General features: G+C 72.7%; 13 protein-coding genes. 8 read left to right on the forward strand and 5 right to left on the reverse strand.

From position 1 onward, the window contains the following. Positions 1–50: 50 nt before the first annotated feature. Both ACFXPK_RS07340 and ACFXPK_RS07345 read right to left on the reverse strand, forming a co-directional pair. On the reverse strand, positions 51–1,301 hold the full coding sequence (locus ACFXPK_RS07340) for an Ig-like domain-containing protein (RefSeq protein ID WP_385072792.1): 1,251 nt from the start codon (positions 1,299–1,301) through the stop codon (positions 51–53). A 302-nt stretch (positions 1,302–1,603) separates the two neighbouring features. After that, positions 1,604–2,836, reverse strand: coding sequence for an Ig-like domain-containing protein (locus ACFXPK_RS07345; RefSeq protein ID WP_385072650.1), 1,233 nt, complete (start codon positions 2,834–2,836; stop codon positions 1,604–1,606). A 151-nt stretch (positions 2,837–2,987) separates the two neighbouring features. Here ACFXPK_RS07345 and glgX point away from each other — a divergent pair, with 151 nt between their 5' ends. The 4 genes from glgX to ACFXPK_RS07365 all read left to right on the forward strand — a co-directional run bounded on the left by glgX (position 2,988) and on the right by ACFXPK_RS07365 (position 10,044). Further along, positions 2,988–5,294, forward strand: a complete 2,307-nt coding sequence (glgX, locus tag ACFXPK_RS07350) for a glycogen debranching protein GlgX (RefSeq protein ID WP_385072653.1) — start codon at positions 2,988–2,990, stop codon at positions 5,292–5,294. A gap of 225 nt (positions 5,295–5,519) precedes the next feature. Continuing rightward, on the forward strand, positions 5,520–7,388 hold the full coding sequence (locus tag ACFXPK_RS07355) for an ABC transporter ATP-binding protein (RefSeq protein WP_385072656.1): 1,869 nt from the start codon (positions 5,520–5,522) through the stop codon (positions 7,386–7,388). Beyond that, complete coding sequence (locus tag ACFXPK_RS07360; RefSeq protein ID WP_385072659.1) at positions 7,385–9,406, forward strand: ABC transporter ATP-binding protein; 2,022 nt, start codon at positions 7,385–7,387, stop codon at positions 9,404–9,406. Before ACFXPK_RS07355 ends, ACFXPK_RS07360 begins: the two co-directional genes overlap by 4 nt. A 71-nt stretch (positions 9,407–9,477) precedes the next feature. After that, entirely contained in the window at positions 9,478–10,044 is a 567-nt protein-coding gene (locus ACFXPK_RS07365) for a TetR family transcriptional regulator (protein WP_385005787.1), read from the forward strand. Between the two features lie 36 nt (positions 10,045–10,080). Here ACFXPK_RS07365 and ACFXPK_RS07370 read toward each other — a convergent pair whose 3' ends face one another. Both ACFXPK_RS07370 and ACFXPK_RS07375 read right to left on the reverse strand, forming a co-directional pair. Continuing rightward, positions 10,081–10,734 carry a hypothetical protein gene (locus tag ACFXPK_RS07370; RefSeq protein ID WP_385072662.1) on the reverse strand — a complete coding sequence of 218 codons (654 nt, stop codon included), beginning with the start codon at positions 10,732–10,734 and terminating at the stop codon, positions 10,081–10,083. Further along, the gene (locus ACFXPK_RS07375) at positions 10,731–13,343 is read right to left on the reverse strand and encodes a Yip1 family protein (protein ID WP_385072665.1); all 2,613 of its coding nucleotides are present in this window, start codon (positions 13,341–13,343) and stop codon (positions 10,731–10,733) included. Before ACFXPK_RS07375 ends, ACFXPK_RS07370 begins: the two co-directional genes overlap by 4 nt. Positions 13,344–13,718: 375 nt before the next feature. Here ACFXPK_RS07375 and ACFXPK_RS07380 point away from each other — a divergent pair, with 375 nt between their 5' ends. The 4 genes from ACFXPK_RS07380 (at position 13,719) to ACFXPK_RS07395 (ending at position 18,742) form a co-directional block, all read left to right on the forward strand. Further along, entirely contained in the window at positions 13,719–14,594 is an 876-nt protein-coding gene (locus ACFXPK_RS07380) for an oxaloacetate decarboxylase (protein WP_385005781.1), read from the forward strand. 19 nt (positions 14,595–14,613) lie between these two features. Further along, positions 14,614–15,252 (forward strand): hypothetical protein, encoded by a 639-nt coding sequence (locus ACFXPK_RS07385; RefSeq protein WP_385072668.1) that lies wholly within the window; start codon positions 14,614–14,616, stop codon positions 15,250–15,252. After that, complete coding sequence (locus tag ACFXPK_RS07390; RefSeq protein ID WP_385072672.1) at positions 15,245–16,330, forward strand: bile acid:sodium symporter family protein; 1,086 nt, start codon at positions 15,245–15,247, stop codon at positions 16,328–16,330. Before ACFXPK_RS07385 ends, ACFXPK_RS07390 begins: the two co-directional genes overlap by 8 nt. A gap of 381 nt (positions 16,331–16,711) precedes the next feature. Beyond that, positions 16,712–18,742, forward strand: coding sequence for a M4 family metallopeptidase (locus tag ACFXPK_RS07395; protein WP_384998752.1), 2,031 nt, complete (start codon positions 16,712–16,714; stop codon positions 18,740–18,742). Positions 18,743–18,817: 75 nt separating this feature from the next. Here the strand turns inward: ACFXPK_RS07395 and ACFXPK_RS07400 are convergent, their stop codons facing one another. Then, entirely contained in the window at positions 18,818–19,471 is a 654-nt protein-coding gene (locus tag ACFXPK_RS07400; protein ID WP_384998749.1) for a TetR/AcrR family transcriptional regulator, read from the reverse strand. Positions 19,472–19,551 lie beyond the last annotated feature (80 nt).

Here is a 19,551-nt window from a genome sequence, read left to right on the forward strand (position 1 = left end):
GGGGGGGGGGCCCCCCCCCCCCCGGGCCCGGGGGCTCCGGTGGCCGGGGGTTAGGCGGTCCACTCCGACCAGGACATGTTCCAGCCGTTTAGGCCGTTGTCCGGGGCGATCTGCTTGTCCTTCGAGTTCTTCACGACGACCACGTCGCCGATGATCGAGGAGTTGTACATCCACGCCGACGGGGTGCCGTTGTTCCCGCCGCCCCGCAGGTCCCGCAGTCCGACGCAGCCGTGGCTGACGTTCGCCGAGCCGAAGGTGCCCGCGGAGGCCCAGTAGTTGCCGTGCATGAAGGTGCCCGAGGTGGACAGGCGCATCGCGTGCGGCACGTCCTTGATGTCGTACTCACCGCCGAAGCCGACCGTGGCACCGTTCATCCGGGTCACCGCGTACTTCTCGCTGATGACCATCTGGCCGTTGTACGTGGTGGTCGACGGGGCGCCCGCGGTGATCGGGATGGTCTTGATCAGCTTGCCGTCCCGGACGACCTTCATCGTCTTGGCGCTCGCGTCGACGGTCGAGACCTGGCTGCGCCCGATGGTGAACGACACGGTCTTGGCCTGCTTGCCGTAGACCCCGGGCCGGCCCTCGACGCCGTCCAGGTTGAGCTTGACGGTCACCTTCGTGCCCGGCGCCCAGTACTTCTCGGGGCGGAAGTCGAGCCGGTCGTTGCCGAACCAGTGGCCCTCGACGGGGACGGACGGCTCGGCCGTCACCGTGATGGCCTTCTCCACGGCCTCGGGCTCGGTGATGCCCCGCGTGAAGTTGATCGAGACCGGCATGCCGACGCCGACCGTGGAACCGTCCTCGGGCGTGTAGGTGCCGATGAAGGTGTTCTCCGGGACGAGCGTGGTGAACGTGGTGTCCTTCGCGGACGCGCGCCCGTCGGCGTCCTCGGCGATCGCGTGCACCTTGTACCGGGTGCCGGACGCGAGGTGCTGGAGCGGTTCCCAGGCGGCGCCGCCGGCCGAGAGCTTGCCCTCGACCGGTTCGCCCTTGTCGTCCTGGACGGTGACGGTGGTCAGCTTGCCCTTGGCCGCGGAGACCTTCAGCGCGCCCATGGTGCCCACGGACTTGGCGCCGTCCTTGGGTTCGATCGTCACCACCGCGACGGAGGCGGCGTTCTTCACCTCCGCCGCGCCCTTACCGCCGCTCTTCCCCTCGTCGCCGGTACCGGAGCCGCCGCCGCACGCCGTCACCAGCAGAAGCAGCGCTCCCAGCAGCAGCGCGAGCGGCCCCGTGCTCCCGTGCCCGCGGCCCCGGCCGGACATGCTCGATGTGGCCGATATCGGCGCCCTGTTCACCATGGTCGTCTCCCCTCGCGCGGCCTGGCCCCGCCACGGCCCGCACCCCCGCGCGTCGAGTGCACGCGCATGCCGATAGATAATCACACGGCGAGCGGGACCTAGATCTCTCTTATGTCACCATTCCGTCCCAACAGGCGGGGACGGCCCAGGTCATGGCGGTGGTACGGGGCCGGGCCGGCAGGTGTACGGGGCCGGCGGACGGGCGCGCGAGGGGCGGCGGCGAGGGTACGGAGGGGCGGACGGAGCCCGCGGCGGGGCGTGGTGACGGTGTGGTCCCGCGCGGCGGGAGCCCGGGGGCGTCAGCGGACCGCGGAGCCCGCCTTCCACTTGTTCCACTCCATGTTCCAGCCACCGAGGCCGTTGTCCGGAGCGACCGTACGGTCACGGGAGTTGACCACCTCCACCACATCGCCGACCAGGGTCCGCTCGAAGAACCAGCCGGCCGGTGAGTCGGGGTCACCTCCCTTGGCGTCGCGCAGCCCCACGCACCCGTGGCTGACGTTCTCGGAGCCGAACGTGGAACGGGACTCCCAGTAGTTGCCGTGCAGGAACGTGCCCGTGGTGGTCAGCCTGATCGCGTGCGGGACGTCCTTGATGTCGTACTCGGCACCGAACCCGACCGATCCGCCGTTCATCCGGGTCACGTCGTGCAACTCCGTGACCACCATCTTCCCGTTGTAGGTGGGGTTCTTGGCGTCGCCCGCGGTGATCGGCAGCGTCGACAGCGGCTCGCCGTCGCGCCGTACCTCCATGGTGTGCTCCTCCGCGTCGACCAGCGAGACCTGTGAGCGGCCCACCGTGAAGCCGACGGTCCTGTGCTGCATGCCGAACACCCCGGGCGCCGCCTGGACGTCCCGCAGCGCCAGTTCGACGGTGACCTCGGTGCCCGGCTGCCAGTACTCGCGCGGGCGGAAGTCGAGCCGGTCCCGGCCGAACCAGTGGGCCGCCACCTCCACCGGCGGGTCCGAGGTGACCGTGATGGCGCGCTGGACGGCGGCGCGGTCCCGGACCTCCCGGTTGAAGTCGACGGAGATGATCATTCCGGTACCGACGGTCGCGCGGTTCTCCGGCGAGAAGTAGGCGGTGAACCGGTTCTCGGGCACCGCCGTGGTGAAGGTGGTGTGGCGCGTCGAGCGGCGCCCGGCGCCGTCCACGGCGACCGCGTCCACGCGGTACCTGGCCGCGAGGGCGACGACCGCGCCGGCGCTCGGGGTCCAGGTACGGCCGTCCGCGGAGAGCCGCCCCGGCAGTTCGGCCGGCCGCGCGTCCTCCACCTGGGTCACCTTCACCCGTTCGAGCCGGCCGTCCGGGACGCCCACCTGGATCCGGTCCGTCCGCACGACCCCCTTCGCGCCGTCGGCGGGGGTGACGGTGATGGTGTCGGCGGAGGTCCCCGCCTTGCTCTCCAGCAGGGCGGCCGGGCCGCCGGCGCACCCGGTCAGGCCCGCGAGAGCGGTCAGCGCGGCGATCAGTCCGGCCCGCGTCAGCAGGGCCGCCCGATAGACCCCTGCCCGCTTTGTCATGTTTCTCATGACCGCCCAACGACCACCCCCCTCCCGGGGAAACGTGAGGGCGGGGCCTCTTGGGGGCAGAACAGGGGGAGGACCACCGCGAGGAGCAGCCCACGGCCGGGACGCCGTGCGCGCCGGGGAGCGGGGCCCATGAGCCGCGGGAGGCCGGTCAGTGGCGAGCGCAGCCGAGCAGGAGACAGTCGACCAGGAACACGCCACCGGGCACGCCGCGACGGGGGAGCCGCCCGGCGCCCCCGCGCCCGTCGTCAGGCCGGGCTCGGCGACCCCGCTCGGGGCCCGCTACCGGGTGGCCCCCGACGGTGTGGCGGGCACCAACTTCGCGCTGTGGGCGGGCGGCGCCGAGGCGGTCGAGGTCTGTCTGTACGACGACCGCGGCGCCGAGACCCGGCTGCCGCTGACCGAGCTGACCCATGAGATCTGGCACGGCTTCGTGCCCGGCGTGCACCCCGGGCAGCGGTACGGATTCCGGGTCCACGGCCGCTGGGACCCCTGGACGGGGGCGCGCTGGAACCCGGCGAAGCTGCTGCTGGACCCGTACGCGCGCGCCGTCGACGGAGAGTTCGAGCTGCCCCCCGAGGTCTACGGTCATGTACGGGACTGGCCGCAGCCGCAGGTCGCCGACACCGTGCGCGACGACCGCGACTCCGCCCCGTACGTCCCCAAGGGGGTCGTCGTCCACGACGACGCGCCCGACGACGGCTGGACGGACGACCGGCGGCCCAAGACGCCGCTGGCCGACTCCGTCATCTACGAGCTGCACGTACGGGGCTTCACCCAGCTCCATCCGGGGATCCCGGAGAAGCTGCGCGGCACGTACGCGGGGCTCGCGCACCCGGCGGCGATCGGCCATCTCCGGCGTCTGGGGGTGACCGCGGTCGAGCTGCTGCCGGTCCACCAGTTCGCGCACGAGGACCACCTCCTGCGGCGCGGACGGCGCAACTACTGGGGCTACAACTCCGTCGGCTACTTCGCCCCGCACGCCGGGTACGCGGCCACCGGCACGCGCGGCCAGCAGGTCGAGGAATTCAAGGAGATGGTGCGCGCGCTGCACGCGGCGGGGATAGAGGTCATCCTCGACGTGGTCTACAACCACACGGCGGAGGCCGGCGAGCACGGGCCCACGCTCTCCCTGCGCGGCATCGACAACCGCGGCTACTACCGGCTGCCCGCCGACGCCCGCAGGTACACCGACTACACGGGCTGCGGGAACACCCTGCACGTGGTCCAGCCGCATGTGCTGCGGCTCATCACCGACTCGCTGCGCTACTGGGTGACGGAGATGGGCGTGGACGGCTTCCGCTTCGACCTGGCGGCGGCGCTCGCCCGCTCCATGCACGACGTGGACATGCTCTCGCCGTTCCTCGCGGTGATCGCGCAGGACCCGGTGCTGCGCCGGGTGAAGCTGATCGCCGAACCGTGGGACGTGGGCAGCGGCGGCTACCAGGTGGGGGCGTTCCCGCCGCTGTGGGCGGAGTGGAACGACCGCTACCGGGACGCCGTACGGGACTTCTGGCGCGGCGCCCTGCCCGATGTACGGGACCTCGGCTACCGGCTCTCCGGCTCCAGCGACCTGTACGCGTGGGGCGGCCGGCGGCCGTACGCCTCCGTCAACTTCATCACCGCGCACGACGGCTTCACGCTGCGCGACCTGGTGTCGTACGAACGCAAGCACAACGAGGCGAACGGGGAGGGCAACCGGGACGGCACCGACGACAACCGGTCCTGGAACTGCGGGGCCGAGGGCGGGAGCGACGACCCCGCCGTCGACGCCCTGCGATGGCGCCAGCTCAGGAACCTGCTGACCACGCTGCTGGTGTCGACGGGGGTGCCGATGCTGGTCGCGGGCGACGAGATGGGCCGTACCCAGGGCGGCAACAACAACGCGTACTGCCAGGACAACGAGGTGAGCTGGGTCGACTGGTCGCTGCTCGACGAGAAGCCCGCCGGCGGCGCTGACGGCACCGCCGGCACCGACGCCCCGGACGGCGCGGACCCCACGGAGAACGGGCCGCTGGGGCTGCACCGGCTGACCGTCCGGCTGCTCGCCCTGCGCCGCGCCCACCCGGTCCTGCGCCGTCGCGCTTTCTTCTCCGGGCGCCGTCAGGCCCCGGACGGGCTGCGGGACCTGGCGTGGTTCACCCCGTACGGCGCGGAGATGACGGAGGCGGACTGGTACGCCCCGGCGTCGACCCTCGGGCTCTTCCTCTCGGGGCGCGACATCCCGGGGCGGGACGCCCTCGGCGAGAAGATCACCGACGACAGCTTCCTGACGGTCCTGCACGCCGGTGCGCGACCGGTGGACTTCACGCTGCCGGGACCGCCCTGGGCGGGCGCGTACGAGCTGGTGGTGGACACGGCGCGGACGGACCAGCGGGCGGCGCCGGGCACGGTGCACAAGGGCGGTGCGGTGGTCCGGGTCCCGGCGCGGGCGGTGCTGCTCTTCCGGGTGGTCGCCTGACCGGCGGCGGGCCGGCCGCTCGACACGGGGAGCCGTTCTGTCCACGACGGTCGTCCGGACGGCGGGCCGGGACGCGGTGGGGGGAGCGCGGCGGCGGGGGTGCGTACCATCGGCCACCGCGTCCGGCCTGCCGTCATCCGATCAGTTGATGCGCTGGTACGACCGGACGAGAGTGGCAGGAAAACCACATGAGCGTTGTCAGTGGCGGACCGTAGGCTCGCTCTGATGACCGAGACAGATGCACCCGCCAAGGACCGGCCCGGGGAAAGCCCCGGGGAGCGGTCCTCCTCCGTCCGTTCGCTGTTGCGGCTGTGGCCGTACGTACGGCCGGTGCGCAGGCGTCTGGTCACCGCGGCGGTCGTCGCGATCGTCGCGTCGTGCCTGGGGCTGGTGATGCCGCTCGTCCTGAAGTGGATGGTGGACGGCCCGGTCAAGGACCGGGACCCCGGCGGGGTCTGGCTCGGCGCGCTGGCGCTGCTGGCGCTGGGGGTCGCGGAGGCGCTGCTGTTCGGGCTGCGGCGGTGGCTGGTCGCCCGGCCGCTGGCGGGTGTCGAGGCGGCGATGCGCGCCGACCTCTACCGCCACCTCCAGCGGCTGCCGGTGGCCTTCCACGACCGGTGGCCCTCGGGCCAGTTGCTGTCGCGCGGCACGACGGATCTGATGCTGCTGCGGATGTTCCTGGCGTTCCCGCTGACGTTCCTGCTGGTCAACGGGGCGACGATCCTGATCGGTTTCGTCATTCTGATGCTCCAGGACTGGTCGCTGGGTCTGGTGCTGCTGATGCCCGTGGTCCCGCTGATGATCGTCTGCTCGCTCTTCGAGACGCGGTACTCGCTGGTGGCGCGGAAGGCACAGGACCAGGTCGGCGATCTGACGACGGTGGTCGAGGAGAGCGTGCTCGGCATCCGGATCATCAAGGGGTTCGGCCGCCACCGCAGCCAGGCGCTGGCCTTCCGCGAGCTGACACGGCGGCTGCGCACGACGGAGCTGGGCAAGGCGCGGCTGCTGGCGGGCATCTGGGCCGTGATCATGACCGTTCCCGAACTGGCGATCGGTGCGGCGCTGGTGCTGGGCACGGTCCAGGTGGCGGACGGCGGGCTCTCGGCGGGCACGCTGGTGGCGTTCCTGTCGACGGCCCTGGCGCTGCGCTGGCCGGTGGAGTCGATCGGGTTCCTGCTGGCGATGAGCCAGGAGTCGGCGACCGCCACCGACCGGTACTTCGAGGTGATGGACGTACGGGAGGAGGCGGAGGCCGAGGGGACGACGCGCGACCGGGAAGCGGGAAGCGACGGCGCGGGGGCGGAAGCCACGGATCCGGAGGACGCCGGCGGCGGGCTGCGCTTCGAGGGCGTCGCGTTCCGCTACCCCGACGCGGCGGCGGACTCGGTGCCCGTCCTCGACCGGATCGATCTGCACATCCGGCACGGCGAGACGATGGCGCTGGTCGGCGCCACGGGGTCGGGCAAGACGACCCTGACCGCGCTCGTGCCCCGGCTGCACGAGGCGACGGCCGGGCGGATCACGCTGGACGGGCAGGACATCACGGAGCTGCCCCGGCGACGGCTGCGGGAGCTGGTCTCCGTGGCCTTCGAGGAGCCCACGCTCTTCTCCGCCACCGTCGGGGAGAACGTGCTGATGGGCGCGGCGGACGCCGGGGAGGACGCGCTGCCGCGCGCGCTGGAGGTGGCCCAGGCCGACTTCGTCGGGGCGCTGCCGCACGGGACGGAGACCGAGGTGGGCGAGCAGGGCCACAGCCTCTCCGGCGGCCAGCGCCAACGGCTCGCGCTGGCCAGGGCGGTGGCGGGACGGCCGCGCTTCCTGGTCCTGGACGACCCGCTCTCCGCGCTGGACGTGCACACCGAGGCGCGGGTGGAGGCGGCGCTGCGGCGCGTGCTGCGCGGGACGACGGCGCTGGTCGTGGCGCACCGGCCGTCGACGGTGCTGCTCGCCGACCGGGTGGCGCTGATCTCCGGCGGCCGGATCGCCGCCGTGGGGACGCATCAGGAGCTGCTGCGCGGCAGCACGGAGTACGCGTGGCTGATGTCGGGGGCGTCGGAGCCCGTGCCGGAGCCCGTTGAGGAGAGTGTCCGATGACGACGTCGACCACGACGGACGCGCACGGCCCGGAGCCGGAGCGGGAGGCGCGCTGGGAAGCGGGCGCCGTCCGGTCCGTACCCCTGGACGAGGTCGAGGCGCCCCCGTCACCGTCCCCGCCGGGGCCCGCGTCCGATCTGTCAGACCCCTCGGGCCCCTCAGGCCCTTCCGGCCCGGAGGGATCGGGCCGGAGCGACACGGCCGGCCAGGACGGAGGAGCGGGCCCGGACGATCCCTTCGGGAAGGACGCGCTGCCCACGCCCCCGGGTGCCACCGGCGCGCTGCTGCGCTCGCTGTTGCGCCCCCGGCGCGCGCGGGTGGTGGTGGCCGCGCTGCTCCTGCTGCTCCAGCAGGCCGCGATGCAGGCCGGGCCGCTGATCGTCGCGTACGCCATCGACCGGGGCGTGCCCGCGTTCCGCGACGGGGAGTACGGGCCGCTGTACGCGGTCGGGGCGGGCTATCTGATCTGTTCGGTGGGGTCGGGCGCCCTCCAGTACGCGTTCATCCGGGCCTCCGCGCGGATCAACCAGGACGTGCTCCTCGATCTGCGCGGCCGGATCTTCCGTCACGCGCAGGCGCTGAGCGTCGACTTCCACGAGCGGTACACGTCGGGGCGGCTGATCTCCCGCTCGACCACGGACGTGGAGTCGCTGCGCGAGCTGCTGAGCGAGGGCCTTCAGGAGCTCATCGGCGTGGTCCTCGCGTTCGTCTACATCTCCGCGATGCTGCTCTATCTGGACCTGGGTCTGGGCGCGCTGGCGGTGGCGTCCTTCGTCCCGCTCTTCCTGCTGGTACGGCTCTACCAGCGGCGGGCCGCCCTGGCCTACTCCCGGCGCTCCACCGCGATCGCGGCCGTCATCGTGAAGTTCGCGGAGACGATGAACGGCATCCGGCCGGTGCAGGCGTTCCGCCGCGAGCGGGCCAACGACGCGGACTTCCGGGCGCTCAACCACCGTCACGAGCGGAGCAACGGCGACGCGATCCTGGAGATGGCCCGCTATGTGACCGGCTCCCGGCTGGTCGCGAACACGGCCGTCGCCGGGATCGTCCTCTGGGGCGCCTACCGGGTGGCGGAGGGTTCCCTGCCGCTCGGGGTGCTCGCGGCGGTGGCGCTCTATCTGCGGCGGCTGTACGACCCGATCGACCGGCTCGGGATGTTCCTCAACTCGTACCAGTCGGCCGCCGCCTCCATGGAGAAGATCGCGGGACTGCTGACCCAGACGCCGTCCGTGCCCGAGGCGGAGCGGCCGAGGGAGCTGCCCGCGACGGAGCGCGGATTCCCCGGCCGGGCGGCCGTGTTCGAGGGGGTGCGGTTCGCGTACCGCACGGGCGGCGAGGTGCTGCCCCGCTTCGATCTGACCATCCCGGCGGGCCAGACGGTCGCGGTCGTCGGCTCGACGGGCGCGGGCAAGTCCACCCTGGCGAAGCTGCTGGCCCGGTTCTACGACCCGACGGAGGGACGGATCCTGCTGGACGGCGTGGATCTGCGCGAGCTGGACACCCCCGAGCTGCGGCGCGGGGTGGTGATGGTGACCCAGGAGGCGTTCCTCTTCTCCGGCACGGTCGCGGAGAACATCGCCATCGGCAGCCCGGACGCCGGCCGCGCGGAGATCGAGGCGGCGGCGAAGGCGATCGGCGCGCACGACTTCATCAGCGGTCTGCCGAACGGCTACGACACGGACGTACGGAAGCGGGGCGGCCGGATCTCGGCGGGCCAGCGTCAGTTGGTCGCGTTCGCCCGCGCGCTGCTCGCGGACCCGGCGGTGCTGATCCTGGACGAGGCGACCAGTTCGCTGGACATCCCGGGCGAGCGTGCGGTGCAGCGCGCGATGGACACGGTGCTGCACGGCCGTACGGCGGTGGTGATCGCCCACCGGCTGTCGACGGTCGAGATCGCGGACCGGGTCCTGGTGATGGAGGACGGCCGCATCGTGGAGGACGGCGCCCCGGCCGAGCTGATCGCGGGCACGGGCCGCTTCGCGGGCCTCCACCGCGCGTGGCGCGACAGCCTGGCGTGAGCGCGGCGGGGCGACGGGGGGCGGCCCGGCCCGCCGGGATGACAGTCACTGTCCTCGCGTAGGATCGGGCCATGAGCCGATGGGAGCCCAACGCGCGCGGGCGGATCGAACAGGCCGCGCTGGAGCTCTACGGGGAGCGCGGCTTCGAGCAGACGACGGTGGCGGAGATCGCCCAGCGGGCGGGGCTCACCGAGCGGACGTTCTTCCGGCACTACGCCGACAAGCGCGAGGTCCTGTTCGCGGGTGCGAGGGCGCTGGAGGAGTTCGTCGTGGACGCGCTCACCCGTGTCCCCGGCTCCGTCGCGCCGATCGACGCGGTCTGCGCCGCGCTGGAAGCCACCGGGGACCTCTTCGAGGAGCGCCGCGCGAGCGCCCTGCGGCGTCACGCCGTCATCGCCGCCCACCCCGAACTCCGGGAGCGTGAGCTGATCAAACTCGCGTCCCTCTCCGCCGCGCTCGCCGGGACCCTGCGCGGGCGCGGCGTCGGCGACCCGGGCGCGAGCCTCGCGGCCGAGGCGGGCACCGCCGTCTTCAAGGTCGCCTTCGAACGCTGGATCGAGGGAAGCGGCCGGCCGGACCTCCGGGAACTGATCCGGGACTCGCTGGCCGAACTGAAAGCCGTCGCCGCGGGCGCGTGACGCGCGCCGGGCCCCAGCGGGACCGCCGGGCGGGCGTCAGTTCCCCTCCGCCGGGCCGGTGACCGCCGCCGCGGCCAGCTCCCGCACCTCGGACGGCAGCTCCGCGTCCTGGGCCAGCCGGGCCAGCGCCGCGTGGCTGCCCGGCAGTTCGGGGGTGAGGCGGAGCAGCCACACGGCCTGTTCGGCGGCCATGCCGCGGTGGGCGTACCGCTCCGCGAGGTCGGTCGCCCAGGGGCTGAGCGCGCCGGTGTCGTCGACCATCAGGCCGCACCAGCGCAGCACCTCCTGCGCGATCCAGGCGGAGATACGGCGGGTCCACCGCTCGGTGAAGTCGGTGGTGTCCAGGCCCGCCCGCGCGCACCGCGCCTCGGCCTCGGCCATCCGTTCCCGGGTCACGTCGCGCGCGTACGGCATGAGGGACCGCAGCACGCTCCTGGCCTCGATCCAGTCGGGCAGTTCCTCCCCCTCGCCGAGGTGTTTCGCGCGGACCTCGGGGGGCGGTTCCGGCGTGGCGAGGCGGCCGGCCGGGAGGCAGCCCTCCAGGACGGCGCGGGCGAGCGCCAGGGTCCCGGGGCTCTCCTCGGTCTCGGGCGGCCAGACGTAGCCGGTGCCCCAGGAGTACGGAAGGGCCCGTACCGCCTCGGGGAGCAGCGGAGCCCCGCCGTCCCCTCCGTCGTTCGCCGTCGTCATGACACTCCCAGGTATTCCATCGCGCTCTTGGGATCCTTCATCCTGCCCGAGTCGCGCGCGGCCTGCTTCTCCGCCGGGCTCTTCGCGTTCCAGGCGGCGTCGAGGCCGGTGAGCTGCTCGGGGGTGAGGTCCTGTCCGGCGATCCTCGCCCCGAGGCCGTTCTCCGCGAGGGTCCGTGCGGGGGTGCCCTCCGGGATGGTGCCCGTCTTCTTGTCCTTCTGGAAGGTGTTGAAGATCTTGTCCCAGTCCTTGCCGGTCTGGATCTCGTACCGTGCCGCCCGTGGCGGGTTCGCCCCCTCCTCCCTGGCCCATTCGCCGAGCTTCTTCGCCTGGGCGCCCAGGGATGCCTGGGTGGTGGCGTTGGCGGTGTTCTTGACCTCGACGACGTTGACGGTGCCGTCCTTGCCCCTGTAGACGACGTCGGCGTCGTCGATGCCCGTCAGGTCGGCGGTGGTGCCGTCCCCGAAGTCCACCGACTGGCGCCCCTTCTCCTTGCCGACGGCCGCGTACACCTTGGTCCCGGGCGCGGCCTCCAGGTCGGCGGCGCGCCGCGCCGCGCGGACCTCGGCCATGGCCTCGGCGAGCTGGTGGCGGTCGTTGGCCTTCAGTACGGTCGCGCCGAGCGCACCGCGGCTCTGGTTGTCGATGCCCTTGGTCCCGAGCATGTCGGAGAGGTCGTTCAGGGCGGCGGCCAGCTCGTCCTTGCCGAACTCCCCGCGCCGGAGGTCCGGGGTGTCCTTCGCCTTCGCGGTGAGCTTGTCGACCGCGCCCTCGTTGAGGGTGAAGCGCTCGTTCCTGGGCGTCTTCTGCTTGTCCCGCGCGTCCAGGATGGTCCGCTTCGCCCGGTCGGCCGCGTCACCGAGTTCGGCGCCGTCGGCGGCCCGGTCCGCGTCGTCGGCCTCCTTCCGCGCGTCGCGCGCGTCGTCCGCCTCGGCGCCCTCGCACCGCTTCGGGCCGCTGCCCTCCGCGAGGACGATCAGCGGTACGGAGGCGCGGGGCGCGGCGAGGACCCCGGTGCCGGAGCCGGCCACACCGGCCGGGCCGCCGTACGGACCACCGGACGGGCCGCCCCCGTACGGTACGAGCCGCGCGCCGCCCAGCGCGATGCTGCAAGCGCCCTTCTCCTCGGCCTTCCTCTCCGCCTCGTCGGCGTGGCGCCGGGCCTCGTCGGCCGCTTCGCGCGCGGCCTTGGAGTCGCCGAGGCCCGCCGCCCTGCGGGCCGCGTTCGCGGCGCCCTTGGCCTTCTCGGCGCCGTCCGCGATGGCCTGGGTCAGCTTGCCCAGCTTGCCGAGTCTGCTGGTCTTCCCGGCGACCTTGGCGGCGTCGTAGCCGGGGATGAAGAGCGAACCGATGTTCCAGACGACGTTGGTGACGGCCTGGGTCTTCTCGCCCCGGTTCCAGGTCTCGCGGACGTCGTCCCCGATGAACATGTCGTCCAGGACCGTGCCGCCGGTCTTGAGCGAGGCGCCGGCCCAGTCGCCCAGCGCGCCGAGGTAGTCGCCGTCGCCCCACTTGCCGGAGGCGTCCTCGGAGTCCTCGGACCATGTGTCGCCGAGCGACCTGCCGTAGTCGAGGATGCCGTTGAACGTGTCGACCGGGTGGACGACCGTGTCGAACAGGTCGGTGACATCGCCCCAGATCCCGTCGACGAACAGCCCTTCGAGGACCTGTCCGGAGTAGTCCCAGGCGCATCCCCAGAAGCCCGAGCAGTCGGGCTTCTGGTCACCGTCGTCACCGCCCCCGCCGTCCCGGTTCTCCTCACCGGGCGCGAAGACGGGCTCGTACGGGTCGGTGGGGTCGCCCGCCTCGTCGCCGTCGGAGCCGACGGGCACGTCGGCCGTACCCCCGGAGGTGCCGCCGGTACCCCCGGTGCCGCCTGTTCCGCCGGTGCCGCCCCCCGTACCGCCCGTGGCGCCCTCCGTACCGCCGGTGCCGCCCCCCGTACCGCCGGTGGCGCCCCTTGTTCCGCCGGTGGCGCCCCCCGGATCCCCCTCGTCGCCCTCGGCTCCGTGGGCCTCGATCGTGTCGTCCCCGCCCGTGCCCTCCGACGCGCAGGAGAGGTCGAGGACCGAGCAGATACGGGCCTGGACCCCGCCGCCGATCCGCGTGGCCCCGAGCACCAGGCCCCCGACGACCGCCACCACGACGAGCACGAGGCCGAGGTACTCCAGCGCGGTCTGCCCGCGGTCGCGCCGCCACCTGATCATGTGGGAGAGGGAGAACGGCGGGCTCCCGGCCCGCTCGTGCTCCGCGAGCGCGAACCACTCGCGGCTCCGCACCCGGCTCAGCAGCGCCAGGATCACCACGGGCAGCAGGAGCTGGGTGAAGCCACGGCCCGAACCGTCACCGATGGTGAAGAGAGCGCCGAGGACCAGCCACACCTGGACGGCGACCAGCCCCCACCAGACCCTGATCCCGCCGGCCGGCGCCTGCCGCGCCAGCAGCCAGCCGGCCACACCGGGCACGGCCGCGTACCCGACCGCCCCGATCAGCGTGCCGTCCACCGCGCCGAGCGTGACGGCGGTCAGGAAGATCCCGAGACCGCCGAGCAGCGTCGCGCCGAAGAGGACGTTCACCAGCAGGCGCGCCGCCACGAGCTGACCGGGCATCGGCCGCGGACCCGGCGGAGCACCCGGTACCTGTCGAACACCACCATGGAAAGACATGTCAGACCTCAAACTGCCCTGAGAAAAGGGCCGTTCATGGTGGCGCACCTCGCCCCACCCCCCGTTGCGGGGGAGCGTACAACCGCTGACCGGAACACGTCATGGGCCCCAGGACCCATTCCGGGGCCCATCGGCCCAACCGACCTGATCGGTGCAATCGGATCCGGACAGGACGGATAAGCAAATTTTGCCAAACCGGGGAATACTCCGGTGTGTCGCGTTACCAGCTCTTTGTCTTCTGTAAATGTTCTCCCGTAATCCCCCACACACCCCGTCCCGGAATCCGTCGAGGAATCCGATTCCGGACAGAGGAGAGCCATGCGCTACGGCAACGCCCTGCGAGAAGCGGTCCAATCACCTCGCACCACACCGCTCATCGGTATTTACGACATGTACTCGGCCTCCATCGCGGCCCAGCACTACAACGGTTTCTTCGTCTCCGGATTCGGGTTCGCCGCCTCGCACTACGGGCTCCCGGACATCGGATACATCGCGTGGCCCGACATGGTGGCCTTCGCCGAACGGCTCCGGCTGGCCTTCCCCAAGCACCACATGCTGGTGGACATCGACGACGGCTACGTGGACCCCGAGGTCGCCTGCCACGTCGTCCAGCGGCTGGAGCGCGCCGGGGCGTCCGGGGTGATCCTGGAGGACCAGAAGCGCCCCCGCCGCTGCGGGCACGCGGACGGCAAGCTGATCCTGCCGCTGGAGGAGTACCTGGCCAAGCTGGACCTGGTGCTGCGCAGCCGGGAGGACCTGCTCGTGGTGGCCCGTACGGACGCCACGGAGGAGGCGGAGATCGTACGGCGGGCCCAGGCGCTGGCGGAGACCGACGCGGACGTCGTCCTCGTCGACGGGGTGCGCAGCGTGGAATGGATCCGGAAGATCCGTTCCGTCGTCGGCGACAAGCCGCTGCTGTTCAACCAGATCGCGGGCGGAAAGTCCCCGCGGCTCTCGCTCACCGAACTGTCGGAACTCGGCGTCGACGTCGCCATCTACAGCACGCCGTGTCTTTTCGCGGCGCACGGTGCGATCGACAGCGCGCTCATCGATCTGAAGATGGAGGACGGGCGGCTGCCCGACACCCGGGAAACCGGCGCCATCGGAGTGAAGGGGGCCACGGAACTGCTGGAGAAGAACATCAGCAGGCACCACGACCTCCGCGATTCCGTACCGGTTCCCGTCACCGTCTGAGCGAGGCTGCCGAACTCCCGTGTCGTCGAACCTTTTCCGGGCCGGCACCGGCCGGCACCGGAGCACCACCGGCGGACCGCGTACGGCGCTCGGCTCCGCCGCGGGCGTCGTCGCCGTCGCGAGCGCGAGCATCCTGTGCGGCGCCTCCGTCGCCCTGGCGGACGACGAGGCGCCGACGAGCGGCCCCGTCGCCGGACGGAACGTCGGGCTCATCGTGATCGACAACTCGCACGCCGACTCCTGGCTGGAGGTGGACCGCACGCTCAACACGCTGATCAGCAGCAAGGGGACGGCGGGCAGCGACCACGACGGGGGCGGCGGCGCGATCGACGTGAGGACCGGGGACACCGGCACCGCTCCGGCACCCGCACCGGCACCGGTGGCGGCACCCGCACCCGCCCCGGCCCCGGCGCCCGCACCGGCACCCCCGCCCACCGCACCGTCCGGCCCCGCGCCCACGCCCGACCCCGGACCGGCGCCCGCACCGGCACCGGCGCCCCCGGCCACGGCGGCGCCCCCGCAGGACCAGGCCGCGCCTCCCCCGGCGGCCCGGCCCGCTCCCCCCGCGCGGGCCGCCGCCCCCGCACCCTCCCTCCTCGGGTGGATCCCGCAGATCGGCCACCCCCCATGGCAAGGCGACGACGGCGAAGGTGATTGATGTGACACAGGAGCCCCGGCCGGCGTCCTGGCCGGGCCGGCTGAGGAAGGCGGTCGACCCCTATGTGGCCGCCCTCCTCGGTACGGTCGCCCTCGCGGCCCTGCTGCCCGCGACCGGCGTCGCCGCCGTGGTCGTCGGGGATGCCGCCGATCTCGCGATCGGGCTGCTCTTCTTCCTGTACGGGGCGCGGCTCTCCACCCGCGAGGCCCTGGACGGGCTGCGCCGGTGGAAGCTCCATCTCGTCGTCGGCGCGAGCACGTTCGCGCTCTTCCCGCTGCTCGGTGTGGCCGCGGGCGGCGTCGTACCGTATCTGCTCAGCGAGCAGCTCCACATCGGGCTGCTCTTCCTCTGCGTCGTCCCCTCGACCGTCCAGTCCTCGATCGCGCTGACCTCCACCGCCCGGGGCAATGTGCCGGCCGCCATCTGCGCGGGTACGTACTCCAGCCTGGCCGGGATGGTCGCCACGCCGCTGCTCGCCGCGTGGCTGATCGGCTCCACCGTCGGCTTCTCGGCGGAGCGGCTGCTCGCCGTCGCCGTCCAGTTGCTGCTGCCGTTCCTCGCCGGTCAGGTGCTGCGGCGCTGGATCGGCGGGTTCGTGGGGCGCCACAGGAAGGGGCTCGCGCTGCTGGACCGCGGCTCCATCCTGCTCGTCGTCTACACCGCCTTCAGCCAGGGCATGGCCGGGAACATCTGGCAGCAGATCACCCCGGCGCGGCTGACCGGCCTGGTGAGTGTGGTGGCGGCGCTGCTGGCGCTGGCGCTCGCGACGACCGCGTACGCGGCGCGGCGCCTCGGCTTCGACCGGGAGGACCGGATCGCCATCGTCTTCTGCGGCTCCAACAAGAGCCTCGCGACGGGACTGCCCATGGCGGCCGTGCTGTTCGGCCCGTCCGCCGGGCCGGTGATCCTGCCGCTGATGCTCTACCACCAAATGCAGTTGATGGTGTGCGCGGTCGTCGCGTCCCGCTGGGCCCGGCAGGGACCGGAGCCGGTGGGGACGGCCGGGAGGACCGGGCTGCCGGAGTCCGCGACGCCCGCGCCCCCGTCCAGGACCACCGCGCGGAGCACGGCGGTCTGAGCCGGTCCGCCCGCGAGGACATCTCCCCCGGCGACACGCCGGGAACGCGCCACACTGCCACCGGATCCGGGCGGACGGCCGCCCTGGTCCGGTTGACCTTCCGTTCACACGGCCATGCCCGGACGAACGCCTGGCCACGGCGTCCCGATGATCGGTGAAACGTCCGCTTAACGAACAGGCAATTTCGGGCAGCGAACGAATTCCGGCCAACTTTTTGACGCGCCCCTGACAGATACGCGCCCCTGCTGCGACTCTTCCCCCGTTCTCCGCACCACCGAGCCCGACCGAGCGCCACCAGGCTCCCAGGCTCCACCCAGCTCCGCGTGCACTGTCCGGGTGTCCCACCGAGCCGCCCGGTCCCCCCTCGCAGAAGGAGTTCGCGTGAGACCCACGCACAGACCCCGCCGGCGCGCCACCGCCACCGGCGCACTGATCGCCGCAGCAGCCCTTCTCACCGTCGGCGTGCAGGCCGGCACCGCCGTCGCGCAGCCGGACGGCGCGCCCGCCGCGCCGGTCGCGGGCAAGGCCGACCCCGGTGGGCTGCCGCGCTCGCTCTCCCCCGCCCAGCGCGCCGCGCTGCTGCGGGACGCCGACGCGGCCAAGACGGAGACCGCCGGGGAACTCGGCCTCGGCGCCCAGGAGAAGCTGGTCGTACGCGATGTCGTCCAGGACGTCGACGGCACCACGCACACCCGGTACGAGCGCACCTTCCGGGGGCTGCCGGTCCTCGGCGGTGACCTCGTCGTCGCCACGTCGAAGGCGGGCGCGACGCGGTCGGTGAGCAAGGCGTCCAAGGCGGCGCTCACCAACGTCGCCACCACGGCGGAGGTCGCGCCCGCGGCCGCCGAGAAGCAGGCGCTGAGCGCCGCCGCGGCCGAGGGTTCGAAGAAGGCCGAGGCCGAGCGCGCGCCGCGCCAGGTGGTGTGGATGGCGCAGGGCTCCCCCACGCTCGCCTACGAGACGGTGGTCGGCGGTCTCCAGCACGACGGCACCCCGAACGAGCTGCACGTCGTCACCGACGCGGCCTCCGGCAAGAAGCTGTACGAGTGGCAGGCCGTCAAGAACGGTGTGGGCAACTCCCAGTACAGCGGCCAGGTCACCCTCGGCTCCACCGCGTCGGGCTCGACGTACAACCTCACCGACGGGGGCCGCGGCAACCACCGTACGTACAACCTGAACCGCGGTACGTCGGGCACCGGGACGCTCTTCTCCAACTCCACCGACGTCTGGGGCAACGGGCTGCCGGCCAACCTGGAGACGGCGGGCGCCGACGCCGCGTACGGGGCCGCCGAGACCTGGGACTACTTCAAGAACGTGCACGGCCGCACCGGCATCCGCGGTGACGGTGTCGGCGCGTACTCCCGCGTCCACTACAGCAGCGGCTACGTCAACGCCTTCTGGCAGGACTCCTGCTTCTGCATGACGTACGGCGACGGTTCCGGCAACGCCAGGCCGCTGACCTCGATCGACGTGGCGGCCCACGAGATGTCGCACGGCGTCACCGCCAACACGGCGGGCCTGATCTACAGCGGCGAGTCCGGCGGTCTGAACGAGGCCACCTCCGACATCTTCGCGGCGGCCGTCGAGTTCTACGCCAACAACCCGAACGACCCGGGCGACTACCTCGTCGGCGAGAAGATCAACATCAACGGCAACGGCACACCGCTGCGCTACATGGACCAGCCGAGCAAGGACGGCGCGTCCAAGGACTACTGGTACTCCGGCATCGGCGGGGTCGACGTCCACTACTCCTCGGGCCCGGCGAACCACTTCTTCTACCTGCTCTCCGAGGGCAGCGGCGCCAAGACCATCAACGGGGTCTCGTACAACTCGCCGACCTCCGACGGGCTGCCGGTGACCGGTATCGGCCGGGAGAAGGCCGAGCAGATCTGGTTCAAGGCGCTCGCCACGAAGTTCACCTCCACGACCAACTACGCGGCGGCCCGCACCGGCACGCTCGCGGTCGCCGGTGAGCTGTACGGCACGACCAGCGCCGAGTACACGGCCGTGCAGAACGCGTGGGCCGGCATCGCGGTCGGTCCCCGTCCGGGCGGCGGCGGCACCGGCCAGGCGTTCGAGTCCACGACGTCCATCGCCATCCCGGACAACGGCGCGGCGATCACCTCGCCGCTCGTCGTCTCGGGCGTCACGGGCAACGCCCCGTCCTCCCTCCAGGTCGACGTGAACATCACGCACACCTGGCGCGGCGACCTGGTCATCGACCTGGTGGGGCCGAGCGGTACCTCGTACCGGCTGAAGGCGTCGAGCAGCGGCGACTCGGCGGACAACGTGATCGAGACGTACTACGTCAACGCCTCGTCCGAGGTGGCCAACGGCACCTGGACGCTGAAGGTCCAGGATGTCGCGTCGCAGGACACGGGCCGGCTGAACAGCTTCAAGCTCACGTTCTGAACCGTGTGAGCGGCCACGCCGTCTGAGCCCTCGTTCCACCGGAAGCCGTCCGGGGCGTCCCCGCCCCGGGCGGCTTCACCCGTTCCCGCGGGCCCCGGGGTCGGCCGCCCCGACGAGCTGGCGCAGGGCGCTGTAGTAGACCTCGTGGTCCACGACGACGGGCAGGATCTCCGGGAGATGTCCGGTCAGCACGGGGAACTCCTCGGGGTCCAGCGCCGCCAGCGCCCTACGGGTCAGCGCCGCGCTCCCCGCGGGGTCGCGGTGGTCGACGAAGGTCGCGCTGCCGAGCGTGAGCAGATACATCCTGCGGTACGCGGCCATCGCCTCGCCCGGTGTCATCCCCGCCGCGACGCTGTCGGCGAGCTGCGGCTCCACCAGCCTGCCCAGCAGCCGGGGGCCGAGCCACGGTCGGCTGCCGCGCAGCGCGAGCAGTCCGGGGTGCGCGGTCAGCGCCGTGTACAGGGCCCGGAAGCGGGTCTCGGTCGCCTCGGCCCAGCCGGTGCCGGGCGGCGGGTCGGGGAGTTCGGCGGCGAGGTGGTCGGCGCACAGGTCGAGCAGCCCGGCGAGGTCGGCGCAGCGCCGCTGGACGGTGGCGTGGGCGACGCCGAGGCGGGCCGCCAGCGTGCGGAAGCTCAGCGCGCCGGGGCCGTCGGTGTCGATGATCGCCAGCGCGGTGGCGGCGATGCGCTCGGGGGTGGCGGCGTCGAGGGAAGCGGATTGCCTGGGCATGTGAGCCAGCGTACGGTACAGCGTATCGATCGATCGGCGGCGGGAACCTCCCACCCCCTCCGCCCCCACGGCCCCTCGCG

This window comes from Streptomyces sp. NPDC059142 (assembly GCF_042755665.1).
Classification (GTDB): domain Bacteria; phylum Actinomycetota; class Actinomycetes; order Streptomycetales; family Streptomycetaceae; genus Streptomyces.